This window comes from candidate division Zixibacteria bacterium HGW-Zixibacteria-1, from assembly GCA_002838945.1.
Taxonomy (GTDB): domain Bacteria; phylum Zixibacteria; class MSB-5A5; order GN15; family PGXB01; genus PGXB01.
Window position 1 is genome coordinate 36,465 of sequence record PGXB01000020.1, and the last position, 20,520, is coordinate 56,984.

Annotated in this window: 20 protein-coding genes; 5 read left to right on the forward strand and 15 right to left on the reverse strand. The window is 48.3% G+C overall.

All coding sequences use genetic code 11. From position 1 onward, the window contains the following. Positions 1 to 3 precede the first annotated feature (3 nt). The 4 genes from CVT49_09075 to CVT49_09090 are packed head-to-tail and all read left to right on the forward strand — an operon-like array spanning position 4 to position 4,347. Positions 4 to 1,743, forward strand: coding sequence for a hypothetical protein (locus CVT49_09075; GenBank protein PKK83344.1), 1,740 nt, complete (start codon positions 4 to 6; stop codon positions 1,741 to 1,743). Between the two features lie 41 nt (positions 1,744 to 1,784). Beyond that, positions 1,785 to 1,964 carry a hypothetical protein gene (locus tag CVT49_09080; protein ID PKK83345.1) on the forward strand — a complete coding sequence of 60 codons (180 nt, stop codon included), beginning with the start codon at positions 1,785 to 1,787 and terminating at the stop codon, positions 1,962 to 1,964. A 3-nt stretch (positions 1,965 to 1,967) separates the two neighbouring features. Next, positions 1,968 to 3,089, forward strand: coding sequence for a hypothetical protein (locus CVT49_09085; GenBank protein ID PKK83346.1), 1,122 nt, complete (start codon positions 1,968 to 1,970; stop codon positions 3,087 to 3,089). 49 nt (positions 3,090 to 3,138) lie between these two features. Continuing rightward, positions 3,139 to 4,347, forward strand: a complete 1,209-nt coding sequence (locus CVT49_09090) for a diaminopropionate ammonia-lyase (protein PKK83347.1) — start codon at positions 3,139 to 3,141, stop codon at positions 4,345 to 4,347. Positions 4,348 to 4,433: 86 nt separating this feature from the next. Here CVT49_09090 and CVT49_09095 read toward each other — a convergent pair whose 3' ends face one another. From CVT49_09095 to CVT49_09130, 8 genes are all read right to left on the reverse strand, one after another. Beyond that, positions 4,434 to 4,766, reverse strand: coding sequence for a DUF2914 domain-containing protein (locus tag CVT49_09095; GenBank protein PKK83367.1), 333 nt, complete (start codon positions 4,764 to 4,766; stop codon positions 4,434 to 4,436). A gap of 261 nt (positions 4,767 to 5,027) precedes the next feature. Next, positions 5,028 to 6,194 (reverse strand): hypothetical protein, encoded by a 1,167-nt coding sequence (locus tag CVT49_09100; GenBank protein ID PKK83348.1) that lies wholly within the window; start codon positions 6,192 to 6,194, stop codon positions 5,028 to 5,030. Between the two features lie 24 nt (positions 6,195 to 6,218). Continuing rightward, the gene (locus CVT49_09105) at positions 6,219 to 6,647 is read right to left on the reverse strand and encodes a hypothetical protein (GenBank protein ID PKK83349.1); all 429 of its coding nucleotides are present in this window, start codon (positions 6,645 to 6,647) and stop codon (positions 6,219 to 6,221) included. Then, positions 6,638 to 7,630 (reverse strand): hypothetical protein, encoded by a 993-nt coding sequence (locus tag CVT49_09110; protein ID PKK83350.1) that lies wholly within the window; start codon positions 7,628 to 7,630, stop codon positions 6,638 to 6,640. Before CVT49_09110 ends, CVT49_09105 begins: the two co-directional genes overlap by 10 nt. 67 nt (positions 7,631 to 7,697) lie before the next feature. Then, the gene (locus CVT49_09115; protein PKK83351.1) at positions 7,698 to 9,140 is read right to left on the reverse strand and encodes a hypothetical protein; all 1,443 of its coding nucleotides are present in this window, start codon (positions 9,138 to 9,140) and stop codon (positions 7,698 to 7,700) included. A 115-nt stretch (positions 9,141 to 9,255) separates the two neighbouring features. Continuing rightward, positions 9,256 to 10,185, reverse strand: a complete 930-nt coding sequence (locus tag CVT49_09120; GenBank protein PKK83368.1) for an SPFH/Band 7/PHB domain protein — start codon at positions 10,183 to 10,185, stop codon at positions 9,256 to 9,258. Between the two features lie 51 nt (positions 10,186 to 10,236). Next, positions 10,237 to 10,668, reverse strand: coding sequence for a hypothetical protein (locus tag CVT49_09125; protein PKK83352.1), 432 nt, complete (start codon positions 10,666 to 10,668; stop codon positions 10,237 to 10,239). A 213-nt stretch (positions 10,669 to 10,881) separates the two neighbouring features. Further along, positions 10,882 to 12,510 (reverse strand): site-specific DNA-methyltransferase, encoded by a 1,629-nt coding sequence (locus CVT49_09130; protein PKK83353.1) that lies wholly within the window; start codon positions 12,508 to 12,510, stop codon positions 10,882 to 10,884. 55 nt (positions 12,511 to 12,565) lie between these two features. Here CVT49_09130 and CVT49_09135 point away from each other — a divergent pair, with 55 nt between their 5' ends. Then, on the forward strand, positions 12,566 to 13,345 hold the full coding sequence (locus CVT49_09135; protein ID PKK83354.1) for a hypothetical protein: 780 nt from the start codon (positions 12,566 to 12,568) through the stop codon (positions 13,343 to 13,345). On the opposite strand, the gene CVT49_09140 is transcribed toward CVT49_09135, so the two are convergent. From CVT49_09140 to CVT49_09170, 7 genes are all read right to left on the reverse strand, one after another. Beyond that, positions 13,342 to 13,893, reverse strand: coding sequence for a hypothetical protein (locus CVT49_09140; protein PKK83355.1), 552 nt, complete (start codon positions 13,891 to 13,893; stop codon positions 13,342 to 13,344). The genes CVT49_09135 and CVT49_09140 overlap by 4 nt on opposite strands. 38 nt (positions 13,894 to 13,931) lie before the next feature. Next, the gene (locus CVT49_09145; GenBank protein PKK83356.1) at positions 13,932 to 14,123 is read right to left on the reverse strand and encodes an FmdB family transcriptional regulator; all 192 of its coding nucleotides are present in this window, start codon (positions 14,121 to 14,123) and stop codon (positions 13,932 to 13,934) included. A 176-nt stretch (positions 14,124 to 14,299) separates the two neighbouring features. Beyond that, positions 14,300 to 14,686: a hypothetical protein gene (locus CVT49_09150; GenBank protein ID PKK83357.1), complete on the reverse strand. Its 387-nt coding sequence runs from the start codon at positions 14,684 to 14,686 to the stop codon at positions 14,300 to 14,302. Between the two features lie 2 nt (positions 14,687 to 14,688). Beyond that, positions 14,689 to 15,108 carry an osmotically inducible protein OsmC gene (locus CVT49_09155; protein PKK83358.1) on the reverse strand — a complete coding sequence of 140 codons (420 nt, stop codon included), beginning with the start codon at positions 15,106 to 15,108 and terminating at the stop codon, positions 14,689 to 14,691. A 108-nt stretch (positions 15,109 to 15,216) separates the two neighbouring features. Further along, complete coding sequence (locus CVT49_09160) at positions 15,217 to 17,373, reverse strand: thioredoxin domain-containing protein (GenBank protein ID PKK83359.1); 2,157 nt, start codon at positions 17,371 to 17,373, stop codon at positions 15,217 to 15,219. Positions 17,374 to 17,428: 55 nt separating this feature from the next. Beyond that, positions 17,429 to 18,913 carry a hypothetical protein gene (locus CVT49_09165; GenBank protein PKK83360.1) on the reverse strand — a complete coding sequence of 495 codons (1,485 nt, stop codon included), beginning with the start codon at positions 18,911 to 18,913 and terminating at the stop codon, positions 17,429 to 17,431. Further along, positions 18,914 to 20,509, reverse strand: a complete 1,596-nt coding sequence (locus CVT49_09170; GenBank protein ID PKK83361.1) for a sugar transferase — start codon at positions 20,507 to 20,509, stop codon at positions 18,914 to 18,916. Between the last annotated feature and the right edge of the window lie 11 nt (positions 20,510 to 20,520).

The following is a 20,520-nucleotide window of genomic DNA, read 5'->3' on the forward strand; positions in this document are numbered from 1 at the left end:
ATTATGAAGATCCTGGGAATATCATGTTTTTATCACGATGCGGCGGCCGCCCTGGTAATAGACGGCAATCTTACGGCGGCGGCCCAGGAAGAGCGCTTCAGCGGCATCAAGCATGATGCCGCTCTGCCGCGAAAGGCGATCGGCTTTTGCCTCGACAAAGCCGGTATAGCAATCGATAATCTCGATTACATCATTTTTTATGACAAGCCGTTCACCAAATTCGACCGGATATTGGGCGGCTATATGCAGACTGTTCCGAGGTCATACCAGGCTTTCAGGAAAGCTATCCCGGTCTGGCTTCGCGAAAAGCTGTGGCTGCCGCAAATTCTGAAAAAGGAACTGAATTATCACTGCAAGACGCTTTATATCGAGCACCACCTGTCGCATGCCGCCGGGGCTTATTTCAGTTCCCCGTTCGATCATGCCGCCATCCTGACCATCGACGGCGTCGGCGAGTGGGCGACCGCTTCGATCGGAAAAGGCTCCGGCAATAAGATCGAAATCTTCAAATCGATGAATTATCCTCACTCGGTCGGCTTGCTCTATTCCGCTTTCACCTATTTCCTCGGATTTGAAGTAAATTCGGCGGAATACAAAGTAATGGGTCTGGCGCCGTATGGGAAACCGAAATATGTCGATCTGATCAAAAACAATATTGTCGAGATTTTCGAAGACGGATCCATTCACCTGAATCTGCAATATTTCAAGTATCATTATGGTCTTGAGATGACCGGCGGCAAATTCGAGACATTGTTCGGCCGGCCGAGGCGGCGTTCGGAATCGGCCCTGACCGATTCGGACCGAGATATTGCCGCCTCGATCCAACATATTACCGAGGAAATCATTTTCAAGATGGCCGCTCATGCCATAAAATTAACCGGCGAGAATAAGCTCTGCCTTTCGGGTGGAGTGGCCCTCAATTGCGCCGCCGGTGGCAAGCTTTTGCAAAGCGAATTATTCGATGATATCTATATTCAGCCGGCTTCATCGGACAGCGGCGGCGCGGTTGGCGCGGCACTGTACGCGCATTATTCGCTTACGGACGAGATGAAAACCGACAATGGGTCTTATTTCACTTTCGGACCGGCCTATAGCGAGGAAATCGTCGAAAACTCTTTGAAGGAAATCAAGGCGCCCTATAAAAGGATTGATGAAAGCGAATTGCCGAAGTTTATCGCGGATAATCTGGCCAATGACAAAATCGTGGCCGTATTCAGTGGCCCGATGGAATTCGGGCCGCGGGCACTGGGCTTTCGGTCGATCCTGGCCGACCCCCGAAAAGCCGAGATGAAAGAGAGAATCAACCGGGCGGTGAAGTTCCGGGAGCCGTTTCGACCCTTTGCGCCGGCAGTAACTGAGGAAAAAGCTGACGAGTATTTCGAGGGCGCCCGGAGATCGCCATATATGCTTTTCAATTTCAACGTCAGGCCCGAAAAACGCGAGAGGATCCCCGCGGTCACGCATGTCGATGGTACCGCCAGAATTCAAACGGTTAATCGCAAAGATAATTGTCTGCTGTATGACATACTGGTTCAATTCGAAAGACTGACCGGCACAGCGGTTTTGCTTAACACATCCTTTAACCTGAGAGGCCACCCGATTGTGCTCTCGCCGCGGGACGCTTTCAGGACCTTTATATCCTCGGGCATCGATATTCTGGTGATGGAAAACCATATTATTATAAAAGATGAGATCAAACCTGGCCTCTTCAACGCTCTCAAAATTGCTGTCGGAAGCGACTAAAAATCGGTTGCGCCGATATTGATCGTGAGTATATTTAGTATATGGGAATTTTTCAATCCTCGAAAGATCGCCTTAAAATTTTCGGCGAGTTCTGGTATTTTCTAAAGACCTCCAAGCGGTGGTGGCTGGGACCGATTTTTGTTTTTTTGTTACTATTGTCTCTTCTGATAGTCTTTACCGAGTCTTCGGCCCTGGCACCTTTTATTTATTCACTCTTTTAGCCCATGAACCTCGACGATCCAAAAAACGGAGCGCGGCCGTTTCTATCGAAAAAAACGCAAAGAGTAGTACTTCTGATATTATCCATTCCGATATTTATAGGGTTTACCGAGCTATTATTCACGATTATTCCAATCGACAGCTATTTCCAGAATCGCTTTTTCCTGGTCAACCGGGCGCTTGATTATCCCGAGGTATTCAAGAAGGACAGTCAGCTTTTCTGGAAATTGCGCCCGGCGCAGAAAATCAGTTCACGTTTTTTCGAGGGAAAGGAATATAATATTAACTCCGCCGGGCTTCGCGGCGAAGAAATTCCCCAAAAATCAGATCTGCCGCGAATAGTCGCTATTGGTAATTCATGTACATTCGGCTGGGGAATCCCGGAAAACGAAACTTATATCAACCGGCTGGGCGCCCTGATAAACAGCGACCCATCGCTACCGAAGGTCGAGGCCATTAACGGGGCGGTCCCCGGTTACAGCTCATTTCAGGGACGAAGATTTTTTCTTTCGGACATTTTGCCGTTGAAACCGGATGTCGTAACGATCATGTTCGCCTGGAACGATCAATGGGCGGCGGCCGGAAATATTACCGATAAGGATCAGCAGATGCCGCCGGAAGCCATAATCAATGTACAAAATTTCCTCTCGCGGCTTAAAATTTACCGTCTGGCAAAAAAATTAATTTTATCCGCGGTCGAAAAACCGCTTGAGGAAAAACTCGACAGAAAGAATCCGGTCTATCGGGTGAGTATTCCTGATATCTATGACAATTTGAATGTTATTGTACAGCAATGTCGCCGGGAAGGAATCACGCCGATTTTGCTGACATCGCCGATACCATCTCTCGATAAGTATTACCCGCCGGCAAAACAATCATTGATGCATCTCTATCACCAATACTACAACCAGCAGATACATTCGCTGGCGCGTGATACAAAGACCGCCCTGATAGACCTCGCCGCCGAGTTCGACCGCTATAATGACCTGTTTGATAACGCTTCAATGGATCCGATTCATTTCAATGCCAGGGGGCATCAGGTCGCCGCCGACATGATTTTTGACTATATCAAAACCCACCCGGAAATTCTGCGCACGGCATCAGATTCGTTGACTCAGAATAATTGATTATATATATTTACTCAGCCTCGCAACAATTTTGAAAGGATTTCAGGAAATGAGGCTTATTGACGCGGTATTGAATAAACGCGCCCGGATCGGAATCGGCAGGGAGCAGATTCCCCCGAATTTGTCGGTCGCTGCGGCCGAGGAAGCTCTCAGCTTTCATGGAATTATCCCGCAGTATTACCCCACACCGCTTTTAAAACTAAGTGCGGCTTCCTCCAAAATGCAGGTTTTGGAAGTTCTTATTAAGGATGAATCCAAAAGATTCGGCTTGAATTCATTCAAGGTGCTCGGCGGGATTTATGCCATAGCGAAATATATTTATTCACGAATCGAAGATCATCCGGCCAGGCTCGATTTTGCTTACATTCAATCCGAATCTGTCCGCCGGCAACTGGGGACCATAACTTTCGCCACCGCCACCGATGGCAACCATGGGCTGGGTGTTGCCCGGACCGCGCAAATTCTGGGACATAAGGCAGTGGTGTTTATGCCGGCCGGGACGGTTCCGGCCAGAATAAGAGCGATCGAGGAAACCGGTGCCGAAGTGAAATTGACTAAGGCGAATTATGATGACACGGTGGCGCTTGCCGCGGAAACGGCCTCCAAAAAAGGGTGGGTGCTGATTCAGGATACCGCTTTTGAAGGCTACCAGAATATCCCCGAATGGATCATGCAGGGTTATCTGACTATAATCTATGAAGCTCTGGTGCAAATGAAGACCATTGGGCTTGATAAACCGACCCATATTTTTTTACAGGCTGGCGTCGGTTCGATGGCGGCGGCGGTCCTGGGATATCTGGTCTCGAAATACGGCGAATTATATCCCTATACGGCGATCGTCGAGCCGCATCATGCCGCCTGTTTTTATGATTCTTTTGTCATAGGTGACGGCGAACCATACCGGGCCAAAGGTGATTTGAAGACGATTATGGCCGGGCTGTCATGCGGTGAACCCAATCCGCTGGCCTGGGATATTATAAACGATTACGCCGATATTTGTCTGGCCTGTGATGATGCGGTGGCGGTCGAAGGCATGCGGCTTTTGGCCGACCCTTCAGGCAAAGATCCCAAAATTATTTCCGGTGAATCAGGGGCGGTAACCGCCGGTCTGTTGTGGCTGCTGACGAGGGATAATCAATATGCGGATATCCGGGACATGATGAAGATCGACACGAAGTCGGTTATCCTGCTAATCAATACCGAAGGCGCCACCGACCCGGACAATTATCGGAAGATTGTCCAGGACAACAAGTTATAATCTGATATTGTTCGGTGTCATACAAGTGAAAGGGGACAGAAAATCTTTCTGTCCCCTTAATCAGAAGCCAGTAATTGCGCTGTCAATTATTCCGCGGCGGCGATTTTGAAAGGTACTACTTTCATCTCTTTGCCGCCGGCATCGGTAATCTTGACCTCCCAGTTGCCTGTCCATGACGGCAGTATCTGTTTACTGCTCCAGGTGCGCCAGGATGAGCTGCGGACCGGAAGCTCGACATCGGCCATCTGCTCGCCGTTACGATACCAGACATGATGAATGACGGTCGTATCCATACAGCCGGTTACCTTGCACCACAGGTACACTTCGCCGACATCAGGCATAAAACTGTCGGCCATGCCGCTCGGCATCCGCTCCTCGATAGCACTGCAAACCTGAGCCTCGACCATTATGACCGGCATTTCCGCCGGTTTCACCACTTCGGCTTTCACTTCGGCCTCGGCCTTTTTTTCCACAGGCTGTGCCGGTGTCCCTTCCTGCGCCGCAACTACGGCATAAGCCGCAAAAAGAAATACGACAATTAACAGTGAAGTCAGTTTCCTCATGGTTCCTCCTCTCCCTGATTAAAACGCTCGCCCGAAATTTATGGTAAGGCGATCTTAATTCAATAATATGATTTTAATAATTATACGCAATACCGCTCGAAAGCGACATTGAAAAAATCATGACTCGAATCTTTTCAGAACCGATATAAGATGTTTTATATCCTTTTCATTATTATAAAGATGCACCGATACCCTGACGGCCCTTTCTCTCTGAACGCAGATGATTTTCTCTTTCAATAGCGTTTGGTGCACGGCTTTGACATCGGGGCAGGCAAAAGCCAGAATCGATGAGCGATGTTTCTTCTCCAGGCTCGAAACAATATGATAATAGCTGCTTGCCTTAAGATATTCAATGAGAATATCGAGCAACTGATGATTATGCGATTGAATATTTTTCACGCCGAGGGAATTGATTATCTCGAGCGCCGCCGCCATGGCATGGACATGCGCATAGGGATAAGTCCCCATCTCGAAGCGCCGGGCCGAATCGAAATAGGGCAATTCATAATGGAACAGGTCGGTGAAATTGAGCTTCCAATCGACCGACAGCCAGCTTGTGAAGGGCGTTTTCAATTGTTTTTGAAGATCTTTTCTGACATAGAAAAAGCCGGTCCCAAGAGGCGAAAGCAGCCATTTTTGGGCCCCCGATGAAAATATGTCGATCAGGCAATCATGAACGTTTAAAGTCTCGACGCCGCATCCCTGGATACCGTCCACCACGAAGTACAACCCGTTATCCTTGCAGATTTTTCCGATTTCCTTCAGGTCATTCTTGTAACCGTTGAAAAATTGCACAAAGGAAAGGGACAGCACTTTACTTTTTTTGCCGATGGCTTTTTTGAAATTGTCGATATCGAAAAAACGCCCGGAAGATTTGATAAATTTCACTTTGATACCACGTTCGCGCAGGGCCAGCCAGGGATAGACATTCGAAGGGAACTCGATATCGGAGAGAAGCACCTCATCACCCTTTTGCAGCGGCAGCCCGAAGGCGGCAACGTTCAACCCGTAACCGGTGTGGAAGCCGAAGCCGACTTCATCGGCCCGGGCGCCGATCATGTTTCCGCCCAGTTTGCGGATTTTATCGAGATCGGCAAAGGCGGCATGATCGGAGTTTTTGTCAAGGTACTGTGTCGATTGATAGTAATTATCCAATTTTTCTTTCACCGGATCGGAAAGCGGCCCGGTGGAAGCGGCATTAAGATATGTTATACCGCGGCCATTGCCGGTGACCGGAAACAGTTTTCGTGCGACTCTGAATTTATTTTCGATGTCACTGTTCATATTGTTTTACCAATTTCCCAAAAATTAAAGTGAGTACAAATAGCCGATAATGGCCAGTGTCCCGACGATCCGGATCAGCATTCCCGTCATTTTGTACAGCATATAAACGGCCGGAATTTTTATCCTGAAGAGAATTAAAATCGAGAGGGGGACCATCCCGAACAGAAACAGGAACAGTCCGATGGATATTCCGCCGCGAATTCCCGAGAACGGGAGGACGGTGTAGAAGCGATCATATATGACCGCCGGCATCAACACGAAGAAAATGAATTCGATAATCAGACTGGAAAGAAACCAGCCGAAATTTTTTTGTTCCACCAATTCATTGGGGAAATTTTTGAACGTGGGAATAAACGATTCCAGCCGGTTCCAGATCAGATCGACCAGCAGGAGATAGGCACCGCCACAAACAAGGCAGTACATCAGCAATTTAAAACTTAAGATCAAAGCCATCCCTCTTCCCTGTACCAGTAAGTTGTTTCCAAGGCCCCGTCGGCAAAGGCGATCTCCGATTCAAAACCGAGCTCATCGCCGGCTTTCCCGACGCAGAATTCCCAGTTGCCGAGAATTTCGTCGGCCTTCTCGACCGTGAACATCGGTGTTTTCCCGAATATCTTCATGACGCTTTCGGATAAGAATGCAATCGCTTTAACGAACCCGCCGGGGATATATAACGGCAGTCCGGCGCGTCCGACAGCATTGCGAAGATGCCGCACCAGTTCCTTATAGCTGTAACTTTGCTTTTCGCCGATAAAATAAATCGCGCCGGAACTGGTCCTCGCCCTGAGCGCTATCGATACGGCCCGCGCCAGATCATCCACATGCACCAGTTGGATGCGGCGTTTCAAACTGCCCAGGTACGGTTTAATGCGATTATTGAGAATATTGAAAAAGGCGAACATTTCTTTATCACCGGGACCATAGATGGCGGGCGGGCGGATTATTACCGAATTTATTTTATCGGCAAACTTAAGCACCTCTTCTTCCGCGGCCATTTTTGACCGGCCATAAGCGGTAATCGGCATCGGCGGCATGGCTTCGGTTCTCGGAAGACCCGGTTCCGACGGCCCCGAGGCGGCGGCCGATGAGATAAATATGAGTTTTTTCAGGTTCGCTGTCGCGGCGGCGGCTTCCAGCAGATTTCTTGTCCCGGCCTGGTTGACTTCGAAAAACATTTCCTGTCTGGTTACTTTGACGACACCGGCGTTGTGAATGATATAATCGACGCCGGCGACCATTTCTGGAAGTGTTTCGGGCTGGGTTATATCGCCGAAGCGATACTCGACATCGAGCGGGACCAGATATGTGCCGTCACACCCCTCTCTGACGCCGGCGATGACATGAAAACCATCCGCCAGCAATCTTCGACACAGGCGGCTGCCGACAAAACCATTGGCCCCAGTGACAAGCACTTTTTCTTTCAATTCGCCGGACATAGGAGGAATCTAATGGAAAGCGTACATTAGTTCAATATAATTTCAGACTTATGATTCGCTGAATGGTTTAAAAAACCTCGGCGGTAAAGCGGTAAATCTGGGCCGCTTTATCCTTGTAGCTGCTTTTCGGCAAACCTGCTTTAAGGCAGGTCTGTTCAAGAAAGGTTGTCCGATCCCAGTTGTTTTCGGTCGCCACCTGCGGCAGAAGAAGCCCGGAATGCATCTGCATCACAATCATCAGTCCGTCGCGGCCGACCTGTATCTGCTCCGGATCTTCCACTCTTTGCAGAGGCGAAAGAGCCGATATTTCGATTTCAATATGATCCAATTCGTCCTTAGTAAGAGGCTCAAATCGCGGATCTTCAAATGCCGCCGCCTGGGCCATTTCCATTACTGTCTGATAAAGCGGCTTGGCTGCGCGGATCATGCCGATACAGCCGCGAAGCGCCCCGCGTATTTTCAGGGTTACGAAGGCACCGCTGTTTTCCTTGAGAACCCGTGCGGACGGTTCCGAAACACTGAATTTTTCTTTATTCATCGCGGCAACCACGGCATCTTTGGCCAGCTTGAGAAGATACTCCTTGTCTTCCTTCACCAGCCCCTGATATTTCTTTTTAGCCGGACTGCCCATGGCGGTATCCCGTTTCGGCACCGCTTTGCTGGATACAATCAGCGCAGAGAGATAGCCGACTACTTCGGAAAAATCACTGGTAGTTTCGCCCGAGGTGGAATAACCGGTGATGATGACTTCCTCGCCACCCAGCTTTTTGGAGGCAATAATAGCCGCGGCTATCGGGCCGCCGCCGCAGGCCTCTCCCCGGCCGGACATCAGCGCATTCAATAATTTGTCGGCATCATATTCTTCAACCGCCCGCTGGATATGGCCATCCAGCTTGCGGGCCTCTTTTTCTTCATGAAAATGGGAGAGATCGGATGAGGCGACAATAAGACTGTTTAATCCGCCCAGCGCCGAGGCCAGAACCTCTCCCAGAACCCGGCAGGTGGCTTCCTCCTGATCGCCGAGGACAATTGCGACCAGTTTGAATTTGCCGAGAACCTGTTGCAGAAAAGGAAGCTGCACTTCGAGCGAATGTTCGCCGCGAATCGATCCGCCGGTATGGCCCTTGTTTGACAGATAGATCGAGGGATGCATGGAGCCGATTTTACGGGAAAGTTCGGTATCTATTTCAACCGTTCCCAGCGGGGTCTGATAAGCGTCGCCGTCATAGACCGATGACCCCTGGAAAAAAATAGTATGTGACGGTGAAATCACGACGACAACATCATATTGCTGCCCTTCGAGATGCTTGTAGGCCATAGCCGCCGTCTTGCCGGAATAGACATAACCGGCATGAGGCGCAATAATGGCTATCGGTCGTCCGGAAAGGGGTTTCTTCTTGGCTTTGGCAAAAAATTCGGCCAGCATTTTGGTTAGAGCCATCGGGTCGGCCGGATAAAACGCGCCGGCGACAGCAGGATGCCGGACCTCATTGTCATTGTCTTTATTCATTTTTCAATATACCCCTTTCAGGGCTCAATTTAACCAAATAACTTACACTTGTAAACAGGATAACAAATAAAAAAGCGGGATGTTCACATCCCGCCTTAATCAGTCAATTATTCTATTATGCTTTCGGGACCGCGGTTTTATCGGTTTTGATGCCTTCCACCATTGCCGCCAAAGCGCTGATTATGCCGCTGGCTTCATACGGCAGGAACAGCTTATTGGCGGAACCTTCGGCCAGTTTGGGAAGCATCTCAAGGTATTTCAGCGTAATTAGCTCATTATCCGGTTTTCCGGCATGAATCGCCGTGAAAACATTGCCAATGGCCTGGGCCTCACCCTCGGCGACCGCAATCTGGCGATATTTTTCGGCATCGGCTCTCTTGCGAACCGCTTCAGCCTGACCTTCCGCTTCCAGAATGGCCGACTGTCTGTAACCTTCCGCCTTGGTAATTGCGGCTTGCTTGAGGCCTTCCGCTTCGAGGATGGCGGCACGTTTTTCGCGCTCGGCTTTCATCTGCCGGCTCATGGCTTCGGTGATATCGACCGGCGGATCGATGCGCTGGATTTCCACACGATTGACCTTGACACCCCACTTATCGGTGGCGGTATCGAGGACATCACGAAGCTGGGAATTGATCAGGTCGCGCGACGAGAGTGACTGGTCGAGTTCCATTTCGCCGATGACATTACGCAGATTGGTCTGCGCCAACTTGGTCGAGGCCATGATATAATTCGATATTTCATAGCGGGAACGGACCGGATCGGTTACCTGACAATAAATAATGCAGTCCACTTCCACGCCGACGTTATCTTTTGTTATCACCAGTTGCGGCGGGACATCCAGAACGATTTCCCGCATATCAACCTTCTGCACCGTGTCGAAAAACGGCACAATCAGGTTGAGACCGGAGCCAAGCGTTCGCTGGTAGCGGCCCAGCCGCTCCACCAGCCCTTTCTCAAAGGGGCGGATAATCCTGATCGACATACCGCCGAGAATAAAGGCCAGAACGATAACAACCCCGACAAAGAAAAAAGGAGTTAAATCCATTGTATCCATCCTTTCCGACAGGCCTGCCTGTGACGGGCGTGCCTGCCTTCCTTATGATTCATCCTTAGTAACATACACACGGGCGCCCATAACTTTGTCCACCTTTATTTTGGCGCCTTCTTCAATAACTTCGCTGGCGACCGCCTGCCAGACCTGCCCGTCAACCCTTACCTGGCCGATATCCTTGGCCGGATCGATCTTCTTCATAACCAGGCCGGGACGTCCGACCATGGCATCGACATTGGTCAGCTGAGGCGACGGTTTGGTGAGTTTGTTCGCCAGCGGACGGGTCAGCGGTATCAGAATGATCGAAATCCCGGCAAATACTCCGGCCTGTATCAGGTATGAATCGGTCATGGTCGAAGTTACGGCACTTCCGATCGAACCTATGACAAAACAGGCAAAGACCAGTGTCGGCGTCGAGAGCTCGATAATCAGGAAGATCACCGCCGCAGCCAGCCAGAACCAGAATATAGTCGGCATATATGCTCCTTTCTATTCAAAACTTGTTTGTTTTTGGCTTTATAATAGTGCCCTACATTTGTATTATATACTTTCGATATAATTTGCTTATTCGAGAAAATCGGTGTTCCCTAATGAAAATCGTATAAGTGTCTGTTTGTCAACAAGAAACAAGGGAAATGATATTAATAAAAATGGAGGGAAGAATTTTGATAGATTAGACAGAATTGCCTTTCAAAGAAATTTTTGCTGTTTTTCTTTTTCGCGAATTTCCCTTTTCGCTTTCTTTAAGGTGCTGCTTGTGTCAGGTAAACGAAGGTCTTTACCCGCAAATAATTCTTCAATCGTAACTATTTGAAGTACCGGACATTTTCTATTGGTGCCCGGAACTTCCCATTTGCCCAATGCCGCGGCTTCCTTTTCCATTCCACCTGTCGGCTTATGAAGGGCAATTAATACGCCTAGAGGGGCATTTTCTCTATCCATTACGGCTTTTAAAGCTCTGATATCTTTGGGTTGATATTTGCCACCCTTTACTTCTATTATGATTGGATAATATTTTTTATGAATATCATGAAAATATAGGAAACCATCTATCCCAGTATCGCCGCCACCCGTTGATTTAAATGGTTGGCCGCCCATCAATGAAACCGCCCAGCTTTCAAATTGGAATGGTGATTGATTGAATAACGCCCTAGCATCCTCCAATGATCTAGGCTCCCCAATAACTTCAAACTTGGCGTCAGGGAAATGGTCATTTATCCTTTTCTTTATTAATGCTATAGCTAGAAATGTAATGTCTATTCCAATCCAATTTCTACCTAATTTTTCGGCCGCAGCAATGGCGGTTCCGCAACCGCAAAATGGATCCAAGACCATACCACCTTCTTCTGAAGAAGATTCAATAATGCGTTCCAAAAGCGCCACTGGCTTCTGAGTAGGATATCCCATCGATTCATTATGTGATCCGTGCAAATGCTCAATATCCGACCATAGGTCGGTTACGGAGGATCCCGACATTTCGTCCAAATATCCTTTTTCGCGTATGATTTTGCTATTGGGTTGCAATATAACCCTTCCGTCTTTCCATGCTTTCAGCATGCGTTCCTTTGTCCACCGCCATACTCGAATATTACCACTCCCTGGAGGAAATTCATATGTCAGATTAGGCCGATTTTTATTAGGATTGGTAAGATCACCCAACTTATATCTGCGTCCTGTGCCTTCTTCGATATATTTATAAAATTTTTTTAAATATTCGGGATCATGTGCGATATAGAGCGGTTTAAAATATGCAGATTGAGATTTTGTATAGGTGAGAATTACATCATGTGAGTTTGAAAATCTATTTTTTATATGTGATTTCGGTTGTGAACGCCTCCAAATAATTTCATTCCTAAAATTTTTTATATCGAAAATATGATCCATCAGAATTTTTATATAGTGACTTGCTGTGGGATCACAATGTAGGTAAATCGAGCCCGTTGATTTTAGAATCCTATGCATTTCTGTAAGTCTTATAGCCATCATTGTCAAATATGCCATTAAATTACTTCTACCCATAAACTCAACGAATGAACGCATCATATCTTTTAATTCTGCGCTGTAAGAACCGTTCATTATTTCATCAAAAGCATCCTGGGTTTCTTCCTTCCAGTACCAGGTATCCTCAAAGGCTTGAATTTGGGAAGCTGATTTTTTCCCTGTTTTATCTTTGAAAATAACATTATATGCCCGATCGGAATTAAATGGCGGATCCAGGTAAATCAGATCAACACTCTCGTCTTTTATATATTTTTGCATTATTTCGAGATTGTCGCCGAAATATAGCTTATTCATATTTGAATCCACAGGGCTTTTCATTTTTCAAAAATAATATAGTGTTTTTAAAATAACAATATTAAATTCCACTATAAATATGGCTTCCAAACAAAAACCATACCAGCATATGGCGGCGCTTTATGACAGCATGTATATGGATCGATTTGCGGTCAGGATGATCGACTACACTTTTCGGATTCTCCGAAAATTCAACCACGACCCGCAAAATGTTCTTGAGATTTGCTGCGGCACCGGGACCGCCGCAACCATGTTCGCCGAGCGCGGCCTTGAAGTGACCGGGGTCGATGGCTCGCCGGAAATGCTGAAAGCGGCACAGAAAAAGGCCAAGAGCAAGAAACTCAAAATCGATTTCGTGCGTCAGGTTTTGCCGAAATTGTCTATCAAAGAAGGCAAGAGCCGCCAATTAAAAAAATTTGACCTGGCCACCTGCTACTTCGACAGCCTGAATTATCTGCTGAGCGAAGCCGATCTCAAAGAGTGTTTTGTGCGGGTCGCCGCGCATCTCAATCCGGGCGGTTATTTCATTTTCGACATGAATACATATCACGGTTTCAAAGCCGTCTGGGCCAAAATGACCAATGCCGGTGTCCGGGATGATCTGGCCTGGGTCTGGAAAGCCAAATTGCACGAAGGCGAACCGATGGCTACTTTGAGGGCGGTGTTCTTTACCAAAAAGGGCCGTCATTGGGAACGGACCGAGGAACTGCATACCGAGCGAGCCTATCCCAACAGTGTTATACAAAGGCTTCTTAAAAGCGCCGGTTTTGAGATCAAAGGATTTTATAAGGCGTTCAAATTACGCAAGCCGGACAGAAAGAGCGGCCGGATCGCGGTGGTGGCGAGAAAGAAAGATTAGAACTTTCCGAGGACCGTATCCATCTCGGCTTCAGGCATTGACTGGAAGGTGCCGAAATCATACTTGGCGACATATCCTTCGGCCATATATTTCAAAAGCTGTTTGAATTCGACCAATTGAATGTACCCGGTTCGCGCGCCGACCAGATCGCCGGCTTTGTCGAAGAAATAGTGCGACGGCAGCCCATCGACCCTGAGGGCATTAAGTAATTCGATCTTAGTCAGGGTTTGTCCGAGAAACTTGACCGTATCCAATTCCTCCGGAATGATCGCGATACTGCTGAAATGCCGGTTCATGTACTTGACAATTTCCGGCCTTGAAAAAATATTGTCCATCATGGCCTTGCACGGCTGACTCCGTTCGGAGTAAATGAACATATAAATCGGATTGGTTCCGAAGGGAAACACCGGAAGGGCCGATTTGGCATCGAGCCAGGCGACGGTGCCCTTAATATCGGCCGGGGTTTTGTAATCATCGCCGCAACTGCCGACAATGACAACCACTATGGCCAGAATTATGATTGATCGGAAATAGCTCATCACCAACATAACTATGCGGGCCGACTGGTCCGCTACTTACATGAAGCTCAGCCAAAACCGACCGATGGTTTGCAGGTCCCGCAGGCATCGCCTTTGATGGCGTTCGAGGCGAAAGTCGAGAACTGCTTGACGGTTTTATCCGAGCCGCATTTCGGGCACTTTACTATAGTATCCATCGAGGAAACCAGTTCCTCGAATTTATCACTGCATTCCAAACAATTATATTCGTACAACGGCATTTTATTTAGCTCCACCAACCGACATAACCGTACCGGCTATCATCCCCAACACCATCGCAACCATGGTGTTGCACATCAGCGGTCACGTGGCGCCGAGATGTGAATAAAGGTAACTGACGCCGATTCCGGCCAGCCCTCCCAATATAAGACCGGAGCCCATTTTGACAAAGAGCTTTTTATTTAATTTCATCAATTATGCCCGAAAGCTGTTTCTCGACATCGATGGCGAGATCATCGAGTCCCGAATCAGGAAGCATTTCCGCGATCATCGACGGACGCACCAACGTCATAACGGTGCCGCCTTTTTCCTCGCGCACCACGATTTTGCAGGGCATGAACATCGCCACATTGACATCGCTCTTTATCGCTTTGTAGGCGAAAGCGGCGTTACAGACTTCGAAAATTTTCATCGGGCCGATTTCAAATCCTTTTTCGGCCAGTGTCTCCTGGACATTATGCACTGCCAGCACCCGGAATTTGTGCTCGGGGACAGCTTTGCCAATAAGGATCGATATTTCATCAAATGGCTTTTTGCTTTTGACCGTGTATGCCAGTTTATCCATTTTCACTCCTCGATTATTTCAATGCTCGTTTTAATATTGGCGACACCCTTTAAAGTCAGACTGACCGCGCAGTATTTCTCCTCAGAAAGAGTTATCGCCTGTTCGACCTTATTGCGGTCCAGATTTTTGCCGCGGAGGATATATTTCACTTCGATCTTGTGAAAGGGTTTGGGATATTGTTCGGGCTGAAAAGCCTTGACCTCGATTTCCAGCCCGGTCAGGTTCTGGCGCATTTTCTCGAGTATTTTGACCACATCCATGCCGGTGCAGCCGGCCAGACCAAACATAACCAGTTCGGTCGGTTTGTATCCCTGTTCGCCGCCCCCGGCGACTTTGGCACCGTCGGCTGAAATCGGCAATCCATAGGCCGAGGTCCCGTCAAATTTGAGCCCCCCGCTCCATTTCAATTTTGCTTCCAGCATATTGGTATCCCTTATTGTTTATCACTTAGTTAGATAAAAATTAACTGAAAACGATTCAGAAAAATATAGACTTTTTTTGGGGCAAGCGAAAGCTTGAATTACAGAAAATTACAGCTTTTCCAACTGTTTTCTGAGTTCCGCCGGGCTCGCAGCCGGAAGCAGGCAGGCGGAGTTAATGCAGACATAGGCAACCGTTTCCCCGATCGATCTTCTCCCCTCAAGAAGATCGATTTTCTCCTCACCGCGGTCGGAAACCACGATAATTCGATTAGGGAAATAACGGTTATAGATTTCATCAAGAAAATCCTGGCGATACGCCTTGCCCACCAACACCAGTTCAATTTTGTCCGAAATAAGGTAATCGAGGGCGGTTACGGCCGAGATCATCCCATAGGGCGCTCCCGAAATATTGCCCGAAACAGCCGCCAGCGCCTTCTCGGCCTGCTCCTGGAAGAACTTATCGCCGGTGATTTGCGACAGTTTCAGTAAAACCTGCATCATAATCGAGCCGGGGGCCGGCAGGGCGCCGTCGGCGATATCCTTCGGGCGCATATAATGATCGGCCTGATTGGTCGGGGCCAGATAGAAATTACCTTCATCATCGGCGAAATCAACGACAGCATCGCGGGCAAGCTTTGAAGCAAATTCTATCCATTCATAGCCATGGACAATTTCATATAGATCTATCAGCCCGGCCGTCAAATAGGCGTAGTCTTCAAGAAAGATGCCTTCGGAGGCTTTGCCGTCGCGATAAGAATGAATCAATTTCCCATTGCGATATAAAGTATCCCTGATAAATGCGGCCGCGCTCAAAGCGGCCTCGCGGTATTTTTCATCACCCGTTATCTGATAACCGCGGGCAAAACCCGATATTGCCAGACCATTCCAGGATGTCAGTATTTTGTCATCGGTAAACGGTCGCACGCGCCCGGAACGTTTGTTAAAAAGAATTTTTTTGCCATCTTCCAACATTTGTTCGAACTGTTCGTCGGAAAACCCGGATTCTTCACGATACTTCTTTGAAGATGAATCAATATTGGGAATATTGCTGTTGTTTTCGAAATTACCCTGTTTCGTAATATTATAATACTTGCAGAACATCTCCGAACGCTCGCCCAGCAATAAATCGACTTCGTCCTTATTCCAGACATAAAATTTGCCTTCTTCGCCCTCGCTGTCGGCATCAAGGGCGGAATAGAAGCCGCCGTTTTGATGGTGCATCTCGCGCAGCATGAAATCGAGGGTTTCTCTGACCACCCTGCGATACGACTCATTACCGGTCAATTGGAAGGCCTCGCTGTAAGTCACGGCCAGCATGGCGTTATCGTAAAGCATCTTCTCAAAATGCGGCACCAGCCAGCGGGCATCGGTCGCATAGCGGTGAAAACCACCGCCGATCTGATCATATATGCCGCCATCGGCCATCTTCCGAAGCGTGTGCTCCAACGCCTCCAGAACGGCCTTGTTTTTGTTGTCGGCATAAGCTTTCATCAGGAATGACAGATCGATCGGATGCGGAAATTTGGGGGCATTTCCGAACCCGCCATTTATCGTGTCATAATTTCGCATCAAACCTTCGGCGGCGGTTACCGGGATATTTTTATTCAGAGGGATACTTGCACCACTGGAATCATAGGCCGCCTGAAGCCTATCGACAAAATCTTTTGAGTACTGTTCGATGTTTTCGCGGTCATTTTTATAGGCCTCGGCAATCTTTTGAATCAGGCTCAGAAACCCGGGCCGGCCATAGCCATCATGAAGAGGGAAATATGTCCCGGCATAAAACGGTTTCAGATCGGAAGTTAGAAAAACCGACATCGGCCACCCGCCTGAGCCGGTCAGCGCCATTGTGGCCGCCATATATATCTGATCCAAATCGGGCCGCTGCTCGCGGTCGACTTTTATGGCTATGAAATTTTCATTCAGGATTCGGGCGACTTCTTCGTTTTCAAATGATTCATGCTCCATGACATGGCACCAGTGGCAGGCGGCATAACCGATCGACAGAAAAATAGGTTTATCCTCGGACATGGCCCTGGTCAGGGCCTCTTCACCCCACGGGTACCAGTTGACCGGGTTGTGAGCATGCTGAAGCAGATAGGGTGAGCTTTCGTTAATCAAATGATTGGTGAATTTATAGTCGCTTATGTTATCGGTCAAATTTCTCATTTTTGATTCCCCTTGCGCCTTGTCCGACGAACAGCCCGCCGTTTGAATCAATATTAACAAAAAAGTCAGCTTAAATATAATAATATGGACTCGCATTGTCCCTGATACAACAGAGAAAGCGGAGATAAGGTTCCAGCTGATCGGTAAAGACTCAATCGATTTTAAGAAGATGGTGGAAAATGAGTGAAAATCTCAGGTTCACAAAGGGGACCGTCCGGTTTTCACCTGATATATTGTCGAAATTTTCGATATGTTCCAGCCCCGCTTCAAAATTGACAAAGGCGAGATCCTTGCAGAAACCGGCTGCCTGCAATGATGATTTAAGACGTTTTTCGATCACACCCGTCGGAAACGGCTCGGTGTAGTCGCCGTTATAATCTTCCCAGGGCTCGGTCCAGATATCGTTATATCGGCCCTCGCCTTTGCGCTGATAAGATAAATCAAGCGAGCATCTCTGATCGATACCAAACCAGCGGGTAATTGCCACTTCCAGCCGGTCGCCATCGGGGCCGAAAGCATGGCCTATCAGCGCTCCCCTGTTTTCATAGCGATTGCGCGGCTGTTTCTGGTTGTATGTCCGGTTGGTGATTTTCAAATACTCGACCCGGATATCGAAACGCCGGAATAGATCAATCGAATGAAAGCCGATCTGATACCCGATTTCATCCGGCTCCTGATCGCCGACCGCTTCATTATCCACCTGTATGTCATCGACCATCAACTGCCCGTACAATTTATGACGGTTGTTGATATACCAGTCGAAATCAAATCCGAGAAAAGTGTTATCATCGACATTTTCGTTTAACTGCACGGCATGATAGAACATAATCGGATTTAAATATGTCAGATCGACGGTCCGCCCCGGCCCGCCGAACACGACTGTTTCAAAAAGCCCGATCCGAAGATTGCCGAGCGGCCGGAAGTCGATACGATGTCCGGCAAAAAAGCGGTTATCGAAAGCGCCCGAAGTATCGGTGCGGCTCAACTTGCCGAATTGATAAGTAAAAAGAATTTTTTTCCATTGGAAGCGAAAGCTGAGGGCATCCATCGGCCGGGCCGTCGATGAAAATATCAGCGATTGAGCGGCCGGGCCCCAACAGGATGAGAATCTTCCAAGCAGAATATCAAGATTCCCGGCATTATATGCAATGAAGCTGTTTTCGATTTCTCCGGCCAGACCGCGCCATTTTTTGCCCGTATAGCCGGGGTCACCATGCATCTTTTCATCAAGCAGGAAATTAGTGTAAACAAAGATCCGATCATGCGGGCGGGCAATGACACCGCCCCGAATTGATTCATAGCTCCGGGCGCGTTCATTTTTGGCGGAGCGGAAGTCATCGGAAAAAAAGGCAAATGTACTGATATGGCTGTTATCCGTTCCGAAAAGCAAGCCTGACAGCGGGTAGTTCGGATTCGCTTTTTCAAGGTTATATGGCGCCACGCTGAAGAAATAATCATGATGCCGGCCGGCAATTTCGGCGCGACGGCTCAGATCATAAATAAATTGATATTCCGGTTGATTCACCGGGAGAAAGACGGCTCCCGGTGAATCAAGGAAAGATGCAAAAAAGAGAGTTATCCAAATTGCTAATATTCTTTTTGATCTCATCGGCTGTCCTATGCCGATTGGATGCAATCATGAGGCCCCGTCGCCTCTAAGCACCGCCGGCAGGGTCTTCAGCAAAATCCGGGCATCTTCCTTCAAAGACCACTGGTCTATATATTGCAGATCCAATCTTGTCCATTCCTCGAAATCGATATGGTTGCGGCCGTTTATCTGCCACAGGCAGGTTGCGCCCGGCTTGACCGAGAGTCTGCGGCGCTGCCACGGCTCATACTGGGCAACTTCCGCCGGAAGCGGCGGCCGCGGCCCGACCAGGGACATATCGCCCTTCAATACATTTATGAATTGCGGAAACTCATCGATGGAAAATTTCCGAAGGATTCTTCCAACCCGCGTGACACGCGGATCATCCTTTATCTTGAACACCGGCCCCGTCATTTCATTCAGATGCTGCAACTCATGCTTCTGCCGTTCGGCATCATTGACCATTGTCCGAAGTTTCAGCATTTCGAACACCCGGCCGTTGAGGCCGGAGCGTTTCTGTTTGAAAAGAATCGGACCGCGCGAGTCAAGCTTGATGGCAATGATCGAGATCAGGAGTATCGGCGCGGAAATAATCAGGCCGGCCAGGGCGCCGGCTTTATCCATAATATTTTTAAGTATCTTTTCGGGCACGCCCTGCTTGATCGGCTGATAAAGAAGCATCGACTGCCCGTTTATCGATGAGGCACAGCAGGACGATATTTTTCGGTTATAGATGAAGGGCGGGACATAAATATTGACACCCATATTTTCGACAAGATCGAAAACATCCTGGCTGGCCGGATAATCTTCGGGTTCCGGCGCCATGATAACCGCATCAACCTGGTTATTGTTGATTATTCGATCGAGTTGATCCACCCGGCCCATCAGCGGGACATCACGATACCGCCAGAGGCCGCTTTTATGAAAATCGACAAAACCGAGGACACGAATGTTTAAATCGGGATATTTCAGAAAAATATCGGCCGCTCGTTTCCCCCGTTCGCCGGCTCCGAAAATGATTACATTTTTTTCCGATTTTGACGCCGGTCTGAAGTTCTGCATTCGGGAATCACGAAGATTGTACCATCGCCACAAAATGAAGAGGGCGATTTGAACAGCCAGATTGACGCCAAGAAACAATCCGAAGGCAGTGACTGGAAGATCCATACCTGCAAAAAACACCGTAAATGTCGCCAGCAATACAAATCTTAGCTCCCGCGACCAGAAACGGTGATAATCGGTCCGCTGATGTCTCAGTGGAACCAGATTCAGTATCGGCAGCCGCAGTGATGACAGAAGATAAATTGCCGCCATTGCACCGGCTGCCATCAGACCGTACGGAGTACCGAGCGGTGATTGGCCCTGTATATTTATCAATGCAAAAACCGAAATCATGAGACCGACTGCGGACAACCGGTAAATGATTAATTCAAGTCGAAAACGGCTCAAAATAACTCTTTCGGCCTGATTCTTGGATGTCTTTGTTCGAGGATGTCGGGCTGGTACAGGCTTTTCACTGCAATCATCTGCAGTCAAATTCATAAAATAATCAACCCCTTTTAAATTTACCCCTTCAGGACTATTTTCGTCTTCAGCCGACATATCTTTAATCCGGTCGAGGGGTATGTGTTTTTCCTGTATCATGGCTCGCTGTT